The 16,518-nt window shown below is 28.9% G+C and carries 18 protein-coding genes; 8 read left to right on the forward strand and 10 right to left on the reverse strand.

What is annotated here, in order from left to right; all coding sequences use genetic code 11:
- The 3 genes from ACH2BC_RS06860 to guaA all read right to left on the reverse strand — a co-directional run.
- The coding region (locus ACH2BC_RS06860; RefSeq protein WP_395053248.1) for an OsmC family protein at positions 1-259 on the reverse strand (259 nt) is incomplete at its 3' end.
- Positions 259-2,310: a LysM peptidoglycan-binding domain-containing protein gene (locus ACH2BC_RS06865; RefSeq protein WP_395053249.1), complete on the reverse strand. Its 2,052-nt coding sequence runs from the start codon at positions 2,308-2,310 to the stop codon at positions 259-261. The genes ACH2BC_RS06865 and ACH2BC_RS06860, both read right to left, overlap by 1 nt.
- A 107-nt stretch (positions 2,311-2,417) precedes the next feature.
- Positions 2,418-3,947 carry a glutamine-hydrolyzing GMP synthase gene (gene guaA, locus ACH2BC_RS06870; protein ID WP_395053250.1) on the reverse strand — a complete coding sequence of 510 codons (1,530 nt, stop codon included), beginning with the start codon at positions 3,945-3,947 and terminating at the stop codon, positions 2,418-2,420.
- A gap of 265 nt (positions 3,948-4,212) precedes the next feature.
- Between guaA and ACH2BC_RS06875 the strand changes: the two genes are divergently transcribed.
- Positions 4,213-4,719, forward strand: coding sequence for a DUF2237 family protein (locus tag ACH2BC_RS06875; protein WP_395053251.1), 507 nt, complete (start codon positions 4,213-4,215; stop codon positions 4,717-4,719).
- Here ACH2BC_RS06875 and ACH2BC_RS06880 read toward each other — a convergent pair.
- Positions 4,711-5,034 (reverse strand): acetyltransferase, encoded by a 324-nt coding sequence (locus ACH2BC_RS06880; protein WP_395053252.1) that lies wholly within the window; start codon positions 5,032-5,034, stop codon positions 4,711-4,713. The genes ACH2BC_RS06875 and ACH2BC_RS06880 overlap by 9 nt on opposite strands.
- A 140-nt stretch (positions 5,035-5,174) precedes the next feature.
- Between ACH2BC_RS06880 and ACH2BC_RS06885 the strand changes: the two genes are divergently transcribed.
- From ACH2BC_RS06885 to ACH2BC_RS06915, 7 genes are all read left to right on the forward strand, one after another.
- Positions 5,175-5,342, forward strand: a complete 168-nt coding sequence (locus ACH2BC_RS06885; protein ID WP_395053253.1) for a hypothetical protein — start codon at positions 5,175-5,177, stop codon at positions 5,340-5,342.
- Positions 5,343-5,356: 14 nt separating this feature from the next.
- Entirely contained in the window at positions 5,357-5,728 is a 372-nt protein-coding gene (gene crcB / locus ACH2BC_RS06890; protein WP_395053254.1) for a fluoride efflux transporter CrcB, read from the forward strand.
- Positions 5,729-5,790: 62 nt separating this feature from the next.
- The gene (locus ACH2BC_RS06895) at positions 5,791-6,798 is read left to right on the forward strand and encodes a bifunctional oligoribonuclease/PAP phosphatase NrnA (protein WP_395053255.1); all 1,008 of its coding nucleotides are present in this window, start codon (positions 5,791-5,793) and stop codon (positions 6,796-6,798) included.
- Positions 6,799-6,804: 6 nt separating this feature from the next.
- Positions 6,805-7,398: a gliding motility-associated peptidyl-prolyl isomerase GldI gene (gene gldI, locus ACH2BC_RS06900; protein ID WP_395053256.1), complete on the forward strand. Its 594-nt coding sequence runs from the start codon at positions 6,805-6,807 to the stop codon at positions 7,396-7,398.
- A gap of 5 nt (positions 7,399-7,403) precedes the next feature.
- On the forward strand, positions 7,404-8,501 hold the full coding sequence (locus tag ACH2BC_RS06905) for a peptidylprolyl isomerase (RefSeq protein WP_395053257.1): 1,098 nt from the start codon (positions 7,404-7,406) through the stop codon (positions 8,499-8,501).
- Positions 8,502-8,542: 41 nt separating this feature from the next.
- Complete coding sequence (locus ACH2BC_RS06910; RefSeq protein ID WP_395053258.1) at positions 8,543-9,784, forward strand: peptidylprolyl isomerase; 1,242 nt, start codon at positions 8,543-8,545, stop codon at positions 9,782-9,784.
- Between the two features lie 131 nt (positions 9,785-9,915).
- Entirely contained in the window at positions 9,916-10,632 is a 717-nt protein-coding gene (locus ACH2BC_RS06915) for a hypothetical protein (RefSeq protein WP_395053259.1), read from the forward strand.
- 155 nt (positions 10,633-10,787) lie between these two features.
- On the opposite strand, the gene ACH2BC_RS06920 is transcribed toward ACH2BC_RS06915, so the two are convergent.
- The 6 genes from ACH2BC_RS06920 to ACH2BC_RS06945 all read right to left on the reverse strand — a co-directional run bounded on the left by ACH2BC_RS06920 (position 10,788) and on the right by ACH2BC_RS06945 (position 16,507).
- Positions 10,788-11,225: a hypothetical protein gene (locus ACH2BC_RS06920; protein ID WP_395053260.1), complete on the reverse strand. Its 438-nt coding sequence runs from the start codon at positions 11,223-11,225 to the stop codon at positions 10,788-10,790.
- A gap of 11 nt (positions 11,226-11,236) precedes the next feature.
- Positions 11,237-11,728 (reverse strand): GNAT family N-acetyltransferase, encoded by a 492-nt coding sequence (locus ACH2BC_RS06925; protein WP_395053261.1) that lies wholly within the window; start codon positions 11,726-11,728, stop codon positions 11,237-11,239.
- Between the two features lie 3 nt (positions 11,729-11,731).
- Entirely contained in the window at positions 11,732-12,619 is an 888-nt protein-coding gene (locus ACH2BC_RS06930) for a bifunctional 5,10-methylenetetrahydrofolate dehydrogenase/5,10-methenyltetrahydrofolate cyclohydrolase (protein WP_395053262.1), read from the reverse strand.
- Between the two features lie 86 nt (positions 12,620-12,705).
- Positions 12,706-14,034, reverse strand: a complete 1,329-nt coding sequence (gene ffh / locus ACH2BC_RS06935; protein ID WP_395053263.1) for a signal recognition particle protein — start codon at positions 14,032-14,034, stop codon at positions 12,706-12,708.
- 137 nt (positions 14,035-14,171) lie between these two features.
- On the reverse strand, positions 14,172-15,980 hold the full coding sequence (locus tag ACH2BC_RS06940) for a T9SS type A sorting domain-containing protein (protein ID WP_395053264.1): 1,809 nt from the start codon (positions 15,978-15,980) through the stop codon (positions 14,172-14,174).
- A gap of 62 nt (positions 15,981-16,042) precedes the next feature.
- The gene (locus tag ACH2BC_RS06945) at positions 16,043-16,507 is read right to left on the reverse strand and encodes a hypothetical protein (RefSeq protein ID WP_395053265.1); all 465 of its coding nucleotides are present in this window, start codon (positions 16,505-16,507) and stop codon (positions 16,043-16,045) included.
- Positions 16,508-16,518 lie beyond the last annotated feature (11 nt).

A 16,518-nucleotide genomic window follows, 5' to 3' on the forward strand; every position in this document is an offset into this window, starting at 1 on the left:
CAATTCTTCTTGGTTCAGTTTGCATTATTTTGGTAACTTCTGCTGTTGTTCCAGAAATATCTACGTTTAAGTCTTGGGCTTTTATTCCCATAATAGTTAGAATACAACTTCCTAATGCGTTGGCAACTAAATCTGTTGGCGAAAATGCTTCACCTTTTCCGTGATTATCAACTGGCGCATCTGAAAGAATTTCTGTACCAGATTGTACGTGAACTGACGATGTTCGTAAATGTCCTAAATAGATTATTTTGGAAGTCATTATTGTGCAGTTTTTATAGTTAAATCAGTGTCATAAAATAAAATGTAGCAACCATTGTTGGCATATCCTCCAGATAATTTTTTGCTGTATTCAAATTTATTTTCAACTTGTTCTGTTGCAATAGTATTACAAGTTTCTTCAAATGTTTTTTCTTGAGATAATCGTAACATTGTATCTAAAGTTAAATCGAAACCACGAGTTGCATATTGATTTGGAAATACTTTATTTTTCTTTTTATAAGCGCGTTCAAATTTCTTAGCTTCACCAGAAGTATTTTCTTTTGTTAATGAAGGATAAGTCAATTTTAACTTTGTTAATCGTGATAACGGAATTTCATCAAAATCGATATTATCATTTGCTTCTAAAAGTACTAACTGAATTTGATATTCTTTCATTGCATTAGCCAAAACATTGGTAATTGTAATAATAGTTTCTGTTCTCTCGGTTGCCATTACAACAAAATTGAGTTTGTCTTTTACAAAATATTTCTTGATACTGTCTGCAACAAATCCTCCTTTTTCTGAAAGTCCAGCAATTTTTACATCTTTTTGATAGTCTAAAATGTATTGTTTTATCAATGGTTTTTTTGGATCAACAAAACTTATAATATTTCCATTTTTCTCTCGCATATAACTAAACATTGCATTTTTTATGGCATCATTTTGTGGCATTGATTGATATAAATTAGCATACGATTTTCCTTCATCTTTAGACAATGGAGAAATTACTGGAATGTTTTTAGACTCTAACTCTGATGCGATTTTTTCAATATTTACCTGATAAAACGGACCAATTATAGCATTTGTATCACTAAAATCGTTTGTTTGAATTTGGCTTAAAGCCGAAGTTGAATTTTTAGTTTCTTCTGAATCTAAAATTTGAATATCTAAATTTAATCCTAGAACTTTAGCAGAATCAATTGCCATTATTGCACCAGAATAAAAATCTAAAGTCATGTTTAAAAATTTATCCTTCTTTAGTCGTTCGCCAATTGAGGTTAACGAATCACTTTGAATTTTGCTAACATTAAAAGGCAAAAATAATACTAATTTCTTTTTGTTTTTAGTTGAAATTGATTTTGTAAAATCTTTAAATTCGCTTTTAAACTCATTCGTTATAGAGGTGTTTGCAGGAACTTTTAACGTCATTCCTTCTTTTACACCATCTTTTAAATCTGGATTTAATGCAAGTAAAGTAGCTTCTGAGGTATTAAATTTTCGTGTTAAACTGTAAATTGTTTCGCCACTTTGAACAAGAAAATTAATAGTTTTAATTGGAACAACTTCTGCTTTTGGGTTAGTTGTTTGAACTTTTATATCTTTTACAATTTCTGGTTTAAAACCATTCTTTACAATTTTTAATTTAAACCCAATAGGAAGATTTTCTAAAATTTCTGGATTTAATTTTTCCAATTCTTCAACTGAAATTCCGTATTTGGTTGCAATTCCGTATTTGGTTTCTTTAGGTTGCACTTCGTGAGTAAAAGTTGCAATAGATTTTTTAACTTCTACAGTTTTTTCAACTTTAACTTCGCTTTTTTTTTCAACCTTTTCTATTATTTTCTTTTCTGTTAATTTTTCAGGAACTGGTTTTCCAGATACTAACAAGATTTGTCCAAGTTGTAAATTATCAGTTTTTAAAGAAGGGTTAAAATTTTTTAAACTTTCAATAGAAATATTATATTTTTTCGAAATAGAGTACAAACTTTCCTTTGCCACAACAGTATGCGTTTTAGCTATAAGCTTTGGAATAACTGCTTCTTTTGGTTTAACTACAACAACTTCTTTGGGTTTATTTGGTGTAGTTTCTTTAGGTTTTACCTCAACATTATCTTCTTTAACAATACTTTTAGGTATCAATAAAACATCGGTTATTTGAATTCCGTTTTGAGCATCGGGATTTAATTTATAAATATCAAATGGTGTTACCTTATATTTTTTGGCAATTGTCTGAATTGTTTCATCAGTATTTACGGTGTGTTTTATATAGCTTTGAGCCGATACAAAACTTGTAATTATTAAAAATAATATACTAAAGATTTTTTTTAACATAACTTAAGATTTAAATTGCAATATCAAAAATCAAACTCAATATCAATAAAAAAATATGATTTTTGTAATTTGAAATTGATTTTTGACATTGACATTGATATTGTTATTTATTCCCACTCAATAGTTGCTGGTGGTTTAGAACTAATGTCATACACTACTCTATTTACACCTTTCACTTTATTTATAATTTCGTTTGATATTTTCATCAAAAACTCATACGGTAAATGTACCCAATCGGCAGTCATTCCGTCTGTAGATTCTACAGCGCGCAAAGCTACAACTTTTTCATAAGTACGTTCATCACCCATTACTCCTACACTATTTACAGGAAGTAAAATTGCTCCAGCTTGCCATACTTTGTCGTACAAACCGTGCGATTTTAATCCTTCAATAAAAATGGCATCAACTTCTTGCAAGATACGTACTTTTTCTGGCGTAATATCTCCTAAAATTCTTATAGATAATCCTGGACCAGGAAACGGATGACGACCTAATAATTCAGCATCAATTCCTAGTGTTTTTCCAACTCTACGTACTTCGTCTTTGAACAACATTCTTAGTGGTTCAACAATTTTAAGTTTCATAAAATCGGGCAAACCACCAACATTATGATGTGATTTTATAGTTGCACTTGGACCTTTCACAGAAACAGATTCTATTACATCTGGATAAATTGTTCCTTGTGCCAACCAAGATACGTTTTCTATAATTTTCGATTCATCGTCAAAAACTTCTATAAAAACTCTACCAATTATTTTACGTTTCGTCTCTGGATCATCAACTCCAGCCAATTCAGTCAAAAAACGTGCCGAAGCATCAACTCCTTTTACATTTAAACCCATTCCTTTATATTGGTCAAGAACACTTTCAAACTCGTTTTTACGAAGTAAACCATTATTTACGAAAATACAATATAAGTTTTCTCCAATTGCTTTGTGTAACAAAACAGCAGCAACACTAGAGTCAACTCCACCAGAAAGTCCTAAAACAACTTTGTCATTTTGCACTTTTTCTTTCAACTCTTTAATGCAATCATCAACAAAAGCATTTGGAGTAAAATTTTGAGGAACTTCGGCAATTTTTACCAAGAAATTTTCAAGCATTTGTTTTCCATCAGTAGAATGATATACTTCTGGATGAAATTGTATGGCATAAGTTGTTTCACCTTCAATTTTGTAAGCTGCATTTTCAACATCATTTGTACTTGCCAGTTTTATTCCATTTGTTGGTAAATGTTTAATAGTATCGCTGTGCGACATCCAAACTTGCGAATTCAAATTTACATTTTCAAAGAATTTTTCGTTCTCCTTAATATAAGTAAGATTTGCTCTACCATATTCTCTTGTATTTGAAGCAGCAACTTCTCCACCAGAAAAATGTGCTAAATATTGCGCACCATAACATACAGCAAGCAAAGGCAAGTTGCCACGAATATTAGATAAATCAATTTTTAAAGCATCGTCTGCACGAACAGAAAACGGACTTCCGCCAAGAATAACAGCTTTGTAAGAAGATAAATCAGTTGGATAATTGTTATAAGGAAAAATTTCGCAAAAAATATTTAATTCGCGAACTCTACGAGCAATAAGTTGTGTGTATTGCGAACCGAAATCTAAAATAAGTACGTTGTGTTGCATAGGCAAAAGTACTTTTTTCGATTGAAAATAAAAAGTAGATGTAACAATTTAATATTTTTATTTGAAGCTATTGGCTTAGGCATTTCTATTTACGAAATTCCTGCCATACATTTCAATCTTTTTTTAATTGCTTTGGGTTTAAACCCAAGGCAATTAAAAAAAGGATTTCCATTACTGTCAGGACTAAAAATTTTTGTCTTTTGTAAAATTCAAACTTATAAAAATATAAATAAATTTAAGTATATTTGAAGTAAATCATAAAAATATGAAACCAAATAATTATAAAAAAGTAACAATTATAATTCTATTATTAAGTATAAATTTCTCGTTATTAGCACAAAATAAAAATCAAACCAAAGAAAATTGTGAAACCGAAACAAACAAAAATACCAAAATAAAAAAAATGGAAACTACCCAAAAAAATGTACTTGGTACAGATTTGAAATTAGCAAGTATTGACCCAATAACAGGTTTTTTTAGAACAGGATTTTGCGCAACAGATTCTAAAGATCGTGGCGTTCACGTTGTTGCAGCAGTTGTTACTGATGAATTTTTAAACTATTCTTTGTCTCAAGGAAACGACTTAATTTCACCTTATCCAGCAAGTGGATTTCCTGGTTTAAAATCTGGAGACGTTTGGTGTTTGTGTGCACTTCGCTGGAAAGAAGCGCTAAAAGCTGGAGTTGCACCACCAGTAATTTTAGAAGCAACCAACATAAAAGCTCTAGATTATGTGACCTTGAAAGAATTAAAAAGTGTCAAATCAGAATAATTCAGGATTCAATTTATTCTCAATTATTTTTTGATTTTCTCTAAATAGTAAACTTTTTTCATTGTCAAATAACAACGAATTTTTATCAATTATATATTTATTTAATAATTGTAAAACTGTTGTAAGTTGCTCTTCAGTAGCGTTTTTAACAAAAGGTTTCTTCACTTTCAAATCCCATTTATCACCAATAGTAGCATCAAATGCAATGCGTAAATAACAATGATTTCTAAAATTTAATTCATTATTATATTTAACGTCCAATAAATTAGATAGACGTTTAATTTCTTTAACTAAAAATAACTTATTTTGTTCCATAATAATTTAAATAATCTTTAAACTTACATTTTTATACGTTAATCTTATAATTATATTTAAAAAAAATAATTATACCTTAGTAAACAGAATTTTATAACAAACGAAATAGTTTTTAATTTTTAAAAATAAACAGAATAGAAATGAAAACTAAAATTTGTGAAATATGTAATCTAGAAGAAACCATACTTTTTAGAATTCAAATTACAAAAGGTAAAACTTGGATTTTTGTATGTAAATTATGTTGTGAAAAATCTCAAAAATTAGAATTCTATAAATATAGTGGCACTTGGAAAGGAAATAGACATTAAAAAAATTAAATTAAATGCTAAAAACAATAATCTACATAGCCATTGGAGGAGCAATAGGAAGTGTTCTTCGTTATCTAACAACTGTTTTTATTAGTAAATATTGGGCTAATTATTTTCCGTTAGCAACATTTATTACTAATGTTTTGGGTTGTTTTTTAATTGGATTAATCATAGGTATTCTAGAGAAAAATAATTTAGCAAATTCCAATCTTAAATGGTTATTAATTACTGGTTTCTGTGGTGGTTTTACTACTTTTTCTACATTTGGATATGAAAATTATTCGCTTTTTATAAATAATAATTCTTTACTTGCATTTTCATACATTGCTTTAAGTATAATTTTTGGGCTTTTTGCAGTTTGGATAGGACTTTTTGTTTCTAAATAAAACACAAAAAATGATGTTAATCTGTACTTACCATTTAGTAATTTTTAGTATTTTCGCACACTATGAATGAAAAAGACATTACAGAAATTAAACAATTACTTGCAACACCTAATAAAATTGCAATAATTCCGCATAGAAGTCCAGATGGAGACGCAATGGGTTCAACACTTGGATTGTATCATTTTTTGCTAAAATTAAATCAACAACCAATTGTAGTCATTCCTAATGATTTTCCAAATTTTTTAGCTTGGTTACCAGCATCAGAAACTGTTTTAGTTTATGAAAACGACAAAGAAAATGTTGCTAAAATTCTGCAAGAACAAGATTTAATTTTTACATTAGATTTTAATGCTTTGCATCGCACTGGCGAAATGGAAAACGTTTTAAACAAACTTGCTGCTCCAATGATTATGATAGATCATCATCAATTGCCAGATAGTTATGCCAAATATACTTATTCTGATACAAGTTTTGGTTCTACTTGCGAAATGGTTTACAATTTTATAGCACTTTTAGGTAAAAAAGAACTTATTGATAAAACTATTGCAACGTGTTTATATACCGGAATTCTTACCGATTCTGGAGGATTTAAATTTCCTAAAACAACTGGAAAAACACACAGAATTGTAGCCGATTTTATTGATTTAGGAGTAGAAAACACTGAAATTCCAACCTTATTATTTGACAATAATTCTTATAATAGATTACAGCTTTTAGGTCGTGCATTGCAAAATATGAAAGTTTTAACACAATATAAAACCACTTATATTTCACTTTCTCAAAAGGAAATGGACGAATTTCATTATGAAAAAGGCGATACAGAAGGTATTGTAAATTATGGATTATCAATAAAAGGCATTATTTTTGCAGCTATATTTATAGAAAATAAAGAAGAAAATGTGATTAAAATATCCTTTCGTTCACAAGGAAATTTTGATGTAAATCAATTCGCAAGAGATCATTTTAGTGGTGGCGGACATATTAATGCTGCTGGTGGAAAATCGTATGATTCAATTGAAAACGCCATCAAAAAATTTGAATATTTAGTTTCAAAAATAGAATTTAATTAATTGAAAATGAAAAATATAAAAAGTTTTTTAACTTTACTAGTTGTGCTTTTAACTTTAATTAGTTGCAAGCAACAACAAGCAAGAATGCCAATTTCTAGATCATCTGGTGAGTTTTTAAATGCATCTGTAGAGCGAAATATAAAATTAAATAAAAGCGAAGAAAATCAAATTCAAACCATAATAAAAAGTAATCCTGAAGTAAAATATATTGGTTCTAAAAAAGGATATTGGTATCATTATGAAACGAAAAATGAAACTGATTCTATAACTCCTAAAAAAGGTGATGTTGCTTTTTTTGATTATGAAATTAAAGATTTAAAAGGTAACATTATATATTCTCAAGAAGAATTAAAACCTCAAACTTATCTTGTTGACAAGCAAAATATTATGATGGGTTTGCGTGATGGAATAAAATTAATGCGTAAAACAGAAAAAGTTACTTTTTTATTTCCATCTAATATGGCTTTTGGATATCATGGCGATAATGACAAAATTGGTGCCAACGAACCATTAATTTGTACTGTAACTCTTAATGATTTTAAATTTGATACAACTCCGAAAAAACAAAATACAACACCTAAATTAGTAACTCCAGAATAATAAAAATGAAAAGAATAATTAGTTTAATTACCATTGTAATAGTTTTATTAGTAACATCTTGCACAGATAAACATGAAAAACTTGCCGATGGATTGTATGCCGAAATAGAAACTTCTAAAGGAACCATTTTATTGGAATTAGAATATAAAAAATCGCCAATTACAGTTGCCAATTTTGTAACTCTTGCAGAAGGCACAAATACATTTGTATCTGACGATTATAAAAATAAATCATTTTACAATGGTTTAAAATTTCATAGAGTAGTTGAAAATTTTATGATTCAAGGTGGCGATCCATTAGGAAACGGAACTGGAGATGCAGGTTATAAATTTAAAGATGAATTTAGCGATTTAAAATTTGACAAAAGTGGCTTGCTAGCAATGGCTAATTCTGGTCCAGGAACAAACAGTAGTCAGTTTTTTATTACTCATGTTGAAACACCTTTTCTAAATGACAAACATACTATTTTTGGTCATGTTGTAGAAAAAGGTATGGATGTTGTTAATACAATTGTTCAAGATGATGTAATAAATTCTGTGAAAATAATTCGTAAAGGAGAAGATGCAAAAAAGTTTGATGCTGTAAAAGTTTTTAGCGATTACTTTAGTATTGCTGCAGAAGAACAAAAAAAACAAGCCAAGATTGATGCTGATGCTTTACAAAAATTGATTGCAGATAAACTAGCATTTTTAGCAGCAACCAAATCAAAAGCTACAAAAACTGCTTCTGGAGTTCAATATAGTGTTTTAGTAAAAGGTTCTGGAAAAAAACCTGCCAACGAAACTTCTGTACTTGTTGCCTATTCTGGTTATTTAGAAAATGGTGAATTGTTTGATTCTAGCGATGTAGAAAATTTAAAAGCTTTTGGAAAATTAGATTTACAAAGAGCAGCACAAAACGGATATCAAGTTTTACCTTATGTTGTTGGAAAGCCAGGTCAAATGATTCCTGGACTTGAAGAGATATTAAACAAATTAAGTATTGGCGATAAAGCAGTTGTTTTTATACCTTCAAGCTTAGCTTATGGAGAAAATGGTGCTGGAAATGTAATTCCGCCCAATGCAAATATTACTTTTGAAGTAGAATTATTAGAAAATAAATAACACATTTACACATAAAAATTATTAAATTAAATCTATAACTAATGAAACTAAAATTAAAAATTGTATTGTTACTTTTCTTAGGATTAACAATAACTAATGCTCAAACAAAGAAAAAAACAGTAAAAAAAGCGGTTAAAACAACTACAACTAAATCTGCAACTTCTAATAGTAACGAAGGAATTTTTGCAGAAATTGAAACTACTAAAGGTAAAATTGTTGTACAATTAGAATATAAAAAAGCACCAATTACTGTTGCTAATTTTATAGCACTTTCTGAAGGAACAAATACTCAAGTTGCAGAAAAATTTAAAGGTAAAAAGTTTTATGATGATTTAAAATTTCACAGAGTTATAAAAGATTTTATGATTCAAGGTGGCGATCCTGATGGAAATGGTTCTGGTGGACCAGGTTATGCATTTAAAGATGAGTTTGATCCAAGTTTAGTTCACGATAAAGGTGGAATTTTATCAATGGCTAATTCTGGACCTAAAACTAATGGTTCACAATTTTTTATAACTCATAAAGAAACTTCTTGGTTAAACAATAAGCATTCTATATTTGGACATGTAGTTACAGGAATGGATGTTGTAAATGCAATTGCACAAGATGATTTAATTACGAAAGTGACAATTTCAAGAAAAGGTGGCGAAGCAATGAAATTTAATGCTGCTAAAGTTTTTTCTGATTACTTTGCCAATAAAGGAGAAGATGATAAAAAACAAGCTATAATAGATGCCGAAGCTAAACAAAAACAAGCTTTAATTGATGCTGAAAGCAAGAAAAAACAAGCAGAAATTGATGCTCAAGCTAAAAAAGTATATGTTGAAAAATTTGGAACAGTAATGGCTGCAAAAGTTGCTGTTTTAAATACTGCAAAAGCTAAAGCAACTACAACCACATCAGGATTAAAATATTTAATTACTCAAAAAGGTAGTGATGTAAAACCTATTGATGGCGCACCAGTTTTAATTAATTACGCAGGATTTTTAGAAGACGGAACTTTATTTGACAGTTGTATTGAAAGTGTTACTAAAGAATTTGGAAAATTTGATCAAAACAGAGCTTCAGGAAATGGATACCAACCAATGCAAGCGCAAGCAGGAAAATATCAATTTATTCCTGGTTTTGTAGAAGGTTTAAACTTAATGAATATTGGAGACAAAGCAACTTTATTCATTCCAGCCAATTTAGGTTATGGAGAAAGAGGCGCAGGAAATGTTATTCCGCCAAATTCAAATATTATTTTTGAAATTGAACTTTTAGACGGAAATCCAAAAAAATAATTTTGTAAAGTCGTTTAAACTTTTTTCAATTCAATTAAAAAAGTTTAAACGACTTCTATAATAAAAGAGACAAATTTAAAGTTGGCAGATATTTTCACAAAACTTAGCAAAATCAATATCTAAAAGAACAAATGAAGAAAATATTTTTTATTGTAATTGTGATTTTTACGTTTAGTTGCAAAGACAAAAAAAGCGAAAACAAAACTGAAATAAAATCAAAAGTTGTAAATAAAAATCAATTTGAAAAATTAATTACCGAAGAAGAATTTATTGACAGCGTAAATATTGGTTTAAAAGGTAAATTTAGAATTGATTTAAAAAAATACAGAAGTTTGGATAGTGTTTATGTTGAAATTAAATTCTTTGAAAAACAAAACACAAAATGGAATTTAAAGCAAAACTTAAAATTCGAGAAAGATGGACTTACAAGTTGTGATATTGAAATTAAAGATTTTAATAACGATGGACTGAATGATATGACTTTTCAATCTTCTGTTGCCGCTAGAGGAGCAAATGAAATTAGAAAATTATTTATTTTTGACAAACCAAAAGGAGAACTGAAATACATAAGAAACTCAGAAAATTTTCCAAACATAAGATATAATAAAGAGTTGAATTGTTTGGATGCATTTATAATTTATGGCGGAACTCAAACAGCATTTATGAAAATTAGTAAAGACACGTTATGGGAATTTGCAAGCGTAGAACTTTTTGATAACAGAATTACAATTATTGATACTGACATTTACGGAAAAAAAACTGAAATCAGGAATGAAAAATTTGAGAAAGATATTTATACAAGATATAAAAATTACAAACCTTTAATTGAAAACGAAATCGAAAATTAAAGAAAAGAAACGATCCGCAAAAAGCGGTTTGTCGGAATTGGGGTTTTAGGCAAACTTTAAAGTTGGTTTTGTACTTGGAAATCGGTTTTAAATCGATACATTTTGCTAGTCAAATCCCCAACTGATGCTAAGATAAGAGACGTTTGTCCCTTTTTTTATGCATTAAATTTCCAATCAAATTCGTCTTTATCATTAATAATTGCTCCTATTTCTAATTTGATAACCTCATCAAATTCACTTTGCAAAATTATCCAATTGGGTTCATTAAAATGATTTTGAGTAGAATCAAAATCTTCAACTTCCCAAGATTTTATGCCTTTTTCAATTAAATTATTTTTAATTGTTTTTATATCTTTTCCAATTATTGTGCTTTCAAATAATTCTAATTTTGAATTGGATGAAATTATATAACCCAATCTAAAATCTTCATCTTCATAAAAAGTCAATCGTAATTTTTCTAGATTGTATAGATAAATTATATTTTTATCATCGTCTTTATAGTGTTTGTTTGGTTTACCATATAACAATTCTACATCTTTTTGTTTCATTCCAAACAAAAGTTTATCAATTCCTTTTTTAGTATGTACTTTCATTTTTTATTGTATTATAAATTTAACTCCATTACATAATCTTGCATTAAATAGCCATTTCCAATTTCAATATCTATTAAACTTACATTAGTAAATCCGTATTTTTCATAAAAAGTAATGGCTTTATTAAATCTATTTACATTTAATAGTAAACCTAAATTAGTATTTTCAACTGCTTTATTTTTAATAAAATCCATCAAAATTTTACCAACTCCTTTTCTTTGTATTTCTGGCAAAACATATATTTTATGAATTTTTGTTTTGTTAGATTTTTCAAAATTAAATTCATACGATGCAAAACCAACAATTACATTTTCATTTGAAATTAAAATAAAATTTTGCCCATTTTCTAATTGATTTTGTAAATAGTTTAAATTATAAAATTTATCTAACATATAATCCAATTGAATTTTAGAGAGAATTTCGCCATAAGTAGAAGGCCAAATTTTATATGCTAAATCTTGAATTATAAAAAGCTGTTCTGTTTTTACTTCAGAAATTATCATTAATTATTGTAATTTTAAACGTTTTTGTTCTCTTGCCAATAAAGTATTTTTTAATAACATTGCAATAGTCATTGGTCCAACTCCACCAGGAACTGGAGTTATGTAAGATGCTTTTTTAGAAACTAAATCAAAATCTACATCGCCAGTAATTCGATAACCTTTTTCGGTTGTTTCGTCTGGAACTCTAGTAATTCCAACATCTATTACAACTGCTCCATCTTTTACCATTTCGGCTTTCAAGTAATTTGGAACTCCAAGCGCAGTAATTATAATATCGGCTTGTGTAGTAATTTGAGCAATATTTTTAGTGTAACTGTGTGTTAATGTAACGGTAGAATTTCCAGGAAAACCTTTCCTTCCCATTAAAATACTCATTGGTCTTCCCACAATGTGACTTCTTCCAATAACTACAGTATGTTTTCCTTTAGTTTCAACATTATAACGTTCTAATAATTCTAGAATTCCAAATGGTGTTGCAGGAATAAATGTGGTCATATCTAAAGCCATTTTGCCAAAATTTTCTGGATGAAAACCATCAACATCTTTGCTAGGATCAATTGCCATTAGAATTTTTTGAGTATCAATTTGTTTAGGCAAAGGCAATTGTACTATAAATCCATCAATTTCATCATCTTCATTAAGCTGAATAATTTTTTTAAGCAATTCAGTTTCAGATGTTGTACTTGGCATTTTTATTAATGTAGATTCAAAGCCAACCAACTGACACGACTTTACTTTGCTTCCAACATAAGTTAAACTTGCGCCATCATTTCCAACAATAATAGCTGCTAAATGTGGTACTTTTTCATTATTGGCTTTCATCAAGTTTACTTCGGCAGTTATTTCTGCTTTAATATCGTCTGATACTTTTTTTCCGTCTAGTAATTGCATTTCGGATGGTTTTTATTGTTATTGTTGTTGTTGTTGTTTTATAATAAAAAAAGACGCGATAAATCGCGTCTGTACCAATTTTTTTATTATTTCATTCCGCCCATCATTCGCATCATATTTTTTCCTCCTGGACCTTGCATCATTTTCATCATTTTACTCATTTGTTCAAATTGTTTCATTAACTGATTAACTTGCTCTATTTTAGTTCCAGAACCTTTTGCAATTCTGGTTTTTCTTTTCATATCAATTACTGCAGGTTTTGTTCTTTCAATTGGCGTCATAGAATGAATTATGGCTTCAATATGTTTAAAAGCATCGTCTTCAATTTCTACATCTTTCAATGCTTTTCCAGCTCCAGGAATCATACCAACTAAATCTTTCATACTTCCCATTTTCTTAATCTGTTGAATTTGAGAAAGGAAATCGTCAAAACCAAATTCATTTTTAGCAATTTTCTTCTGAATTTTTCTAGCTTCTTCTTCATCATATTGCTCTTGCGCTCTTTCTACAAGCGACACAACATCACCCATACCAAGAATACGTTCTGCCATACGTGAAGGATAGAAAATATCAATTGCATCCATTTTTTCGCCAGTTCCAATAAATTTTATTGGTTTGTCAACTACAGAAAGTATAGAAATTGCTGCTCCACCACGAGTATCTCCATCTAATTTTGTTAAAATAACGCCATCAAAATTTAAAATATCATTAAACGCTTTGGCAGTATTTACAGCATCTTGACCAGTCATTGCATCTACAACAAACAGCGTTTCTTGTGGTTGAATTGCTTTGTGAAAATTAGCAATTTCAGTCATCATTTCTTCATCAACTGCAAGTCTACCAGCAGTATCTATAATTACAACATTAAAACCATTTGCTTTAGCATAAGCAATTCCATTTTCTGATATTGAAACTGGATTTTTACTATCTGGTTCAGCATATACTTCTACTCCAACTTGTTCTCCAACAACTTTTAATTGTGTTATTGCTGCCGGACGATAAATATCACAAGCTACAAGTAATGGTTTTTTATTTTTTTTAGTTTTTAAATAGTTGGCTAGTTTTCCAGAAAAAGTTGTTTTTCCAGAACCTTGCAAACCAGACATTAATATTACGGTTGGATTTCCAGATAAATTAATTCCTGCTGCTTCGCCACCCATTAATTCGGTAAGTTCGTCTTTTACAATTTTTACCATTAATTGTCCTGGTTGCAACGTAGTTAAAACGTCTTGACCAAGTGCTTTTTCTTTTACTTTAGTTGTAAAATCTTTAGCAATTTTAAAGTTAACATCGGCGTCAAGCAAGGCACGACGTACTTCTTTTAAAGTATCGGCAACATTTACTTCGGTAATTTTTCCGTGACCTTTTAATATATGAAATGCTTTGTCTAGTTTTTCGCTTAGGTTATTGAACATTGTAGTTTTTTTTATTGAAATGCAAATATAAGGTAAAGTCTTAAAGTTGGAAAGTTCTAATGTGATAAAGTTTAGAAATTGTTGCATAAAAAAACCACCCAATAAATTGGATGGCTTTAAACATAACAGTAGGTTAATTAATTTTTTATTATTCTTATAAAATCTTTTTCATAATTTATTTTAATTACTTCCAAAACATAAACTCCATTTGAAAAACTATTCATATTCAGCTCTATTTCATTAGATTGTAAATTTTTAGTCATCACTGTCCTGCCTAAAAAATCAATAACATTAATTTTTAAAATAATATCATCATTTTTAACATTAAAAATTTGATTACTTGGATTTGGAAATACAAAAGTTGTTTTTGTTTTTAACTGATTATTTATTGATAATGATGAACAATCACCTAAGCTTGAATTTAGTTTTGTTATAAAAGTATCGTTTCTGAAAAGATTTGTTCCTGAATGTCCTACATAAGAATTATTATCGAAAGTTATACCAGAAGAAGAACTATTAAAAAAGCCAACTATTAAGATATTTTCGTTTTGATCTAAATCTATTTTTCTAGGTTCATCACTTCCTGGTCCGCCAAAAGATTTTGCCCAAATTACATTACCTGTTGAATTAAATTTTGCAATAAAACCATCATCATAAGGTAGAGTTACAGGTGGATTGCTATTAATTAAATTAAAACCTCCTATGTTAATTGGAAAACTAAATGTTCCTACTAAATATATACATCCATTATCATCAACATTTATAGCATTTGCATTTTCAAATGAATTCATATTAAATAAACCACTTGTTATTATTGTTGCTCCTTTTATCCATTGCTCTATTCCATCAGAATTATATTTTGCAATAAATAAATCTGGATTTCTTTGAGTAGTTGTTGATTGTAAATTATTAGTTAATTGTTGTCCTGCAAAATTTATTTGAGAACTTCTATAACTACCACAAACATATACATTACCTATATTATCAATAGAAATGTCATTTCCATAATCTGAAAAATCAAATCCTCCAAAACGTTTTAGCCAAACAGTATTGCCATCATTATCCATTTTTAAAACGAATGGACTTGGCACGATTTCATATCCTGGATGAGTAGCCGAAGTTGTATTTACAGTAAGGACACTACTGGTACTTGAACCTATTGCATAAACATTTCCTAATGTGTCAATATCTAATCTTCCGGATTCTTCAAAACCACCACCTTGATTTGTTTTTGCCCAAACTACATTTCCATCTGAATCATATTTTACAAAAACTATATTTGCGCTAACTAAATTTAAATCTGGATTATTACTTAATGTTGTTGTTCCAATTGTTATTGATGATGCTAATAATTTTCCAGAAACAAAAATATTTCCATTGATATCTGTCTTTATAGAAGTATACGAAAAACCTGCTCCAGGTGTTGTGTTAGGAAACAATCCAACTGATGAAACTTCTGTCTTTACCCAAAGTACAGTTCCTGTTGGAGACAATTTCATTATAAAAGCTTTCCAAAAAAAATTACCTGTATTGTTAACTTGAATAGAACCAAATGTTGTGCTATCGCCATTATAATATCCTGTAGCATAAATATTTCCTTGATAATCTGTAGTAACTGATAAAATTCTTTCTGCATAAGTTCCAATAGTTTTAACACGCCATAAAGCATTACCATTAGAATCATATTTTACAATATAGGAATCGGAATAATCATAACTTCCAGAAATTACTGATGAAAGGGTTAAATTTTGCCCTTGAACATTAAAATAATCGTTACTTTTAAAATGTCCTGCTTCAATAACATTTCCATTTAAATCTGTTGCTACTGCTGTGGCATAATCATCCCATTCTCCATAATTAACTTTCGTCCAATTATATGTTGGGGCTTGACTATAAACATTATTAAGTAAAAATAAAAATATAAAAATAAAGTATGTTTTTTTCATATTATTGAAATTAAAAAACAGGATGTGATTTTATAAATTACATCCTGTTAAAATTAATCTTTTTAATTTTTTTCAAATGTCAAATAATCTGTTCCACCGTTTCCACCGCTAACGTGAATTAATTGAATTTTTGTAGATGTATAAGAAATAATATTCCAGTCTTCGGTTAATTCTTCAAAATTTGGTGGTGAAACAAATCCGATATTAAAATCTAAATCGTTACTTGGACTATCATCACCGCTATTATCTGAAGTTACAGACCAAGTTCCTGAATAACTATTAGTTCCGTTACTTGCTGTTAAAACATTGCCAGATCCAAATGTGAAATTAAAATTAGTAAAATTGGTAGTTTCTACGTTTCCAGAATCTTCAAAAAACGTTACTCGCCAGTTACCAGTATTTACAGAGTTTATAACTGGTGTTGGATCTACAGAAGAATTGGTAGGCGTATCATCATCACTACAAGTTGAAGCAATATTTAGCATGAAAACTAAAAAAAGTGCTGGAATTAAAATAAGTCGTTTCATAATTTTTGTGT

The sequence above is a fragment of the Flavobacterium sp. genome, from assembly GCF_043760115.1.
Lineage (GTDB): Bacteria > Bacteroidota > Bacteroidia > Flavobacteriales > Flavobacteriaceae > Flavobacterium.

What these genes read in the sequence shown, in the direction of transcription:
- ACH2BC_RS06865 (WP_395053249.1), bottom strand. Translation starts at nt 2,310, where the DNA reads ATGTTAAAAAAAATCTTTAGTATATTATTTTTAATAATTACAAGTTTT.
- guaA (WP_395053250.1), bottom strand. Translation starts at nt 3,947, where the DNA reads ATGCAACACAACGTACTTATTTTAGATTTCGGTTCGCAATACACACAA.
- ACH2BC_RS06875 (WP_395053251.1), top strand. Translation starts at nt 4,213, where the DNA reads ATGAAACCAAATAATTATAAAAAAGTAACAATTATAATTCTATTATTA.
- ACH2BC_RS06880 (WP_395053252.1), bottom strand. Translation starts at nt 5,034, where the DNA reads ATGGAACAAAATAAGTTATTTTTAGTTAAAGAAATTAAACGTCTATCT.
- ACH2BC_RS06885 (WP_395053253.1), top strand. Translation starts at nt 5,175, where the DNA reads ATGAAAACTAAAATTTGTGAAATATGTAATCTAGAAGAAACCATACTT.
- crcB (WP_395053254.1), top strand. Translation starts at nt 5,357, where the DNA reads ATGCTAAAAACAATAATCTACATAGCCATTGGAGGAGCAATAGGAAGT.
- ACH2BC_RS06895 (WP_395053255.1), top strand. Translation starts at nt 5,791, where the DNA reads ATGAATGAAAAAGACATTACAGAAATTAAACAATTACTTGCAACACCT.
- gldI (WP_395053256.1), top strand. Translation starts at nt 6,805, where the DNA reads ATGAAAAATATAAAAAGTTTTTTAACTTTACTAGTTGTGCTTTTAACT.
- ACH2BC_RS06905 (WP_395053257.1), top strand. Translation starts at nt 7,404, where the DNA reads ATGAAAAGAATAATTAGTTTAATTACCATTGTAATAGTTTTATTAGTA.
- ACH2BC_RS06910 (WP_395053258.1), top strand. Translation starts at nt 8,543, where the DNA reads ATGAAACTAAAATTAAAAATTGTATTGTTACTTTTCTTAGGATTAACA.
- ACH2BC_RS06915 (WP_395053259.1), top strand. Translation starts at nt 9,916, where the DNA reads ATGAAGAAAATATTTTTTATTGTAATTGTGATTTTTACGTTTAGTTGC.
- ACH2BC_RS06920 (WP_395053260.1), bottom strand. Translation starts at nt 11,225, where the DNA reads ATGAAAGTACATACTAAAAAAGGAATTGATAAACTTTTGTTTGGAATG.
- ACH2BC_RS06925 (WP_395053261.1), bottom strand. Translation starts at nt 11,728, where the DNA reads ATGATAATTTCTGAAGTAAAAACAGAACAGCTTTTTATAATTCAAGAT.
- ACH2BC_RS06930 (WP_395053262.1), bottom strand. Translation starts at nt 12,619, where the DNA reads ATGCAATTACTAGACGGAAAAAAAGTATCAGACGATATTAAAGCAGAA.
- ffh (WP_395053263.1), bottom strand. Translation starts at nt 14,034, where the DNA reads ATGTTCAATAACCTAAGCGAAAAACTAGACAAAGCATTTCATATATTA.
- ACH2BC_RS06940 (WP_395053264.1), bottom strand. Translation starts at nt 15,980, where the DNA reads ATGAAAAAAACATACTTTATTTTTATATTTTTATTTTTACTTAATAAT.
- ACH2BC_RS06945 (WP_395053265.1), bottom strand. Translation starts at nt 16,507, where the DNA reads ATGAAACGACTTATTTTAATTCCAGCACTTTTTTTAGTTTTCATGCTA.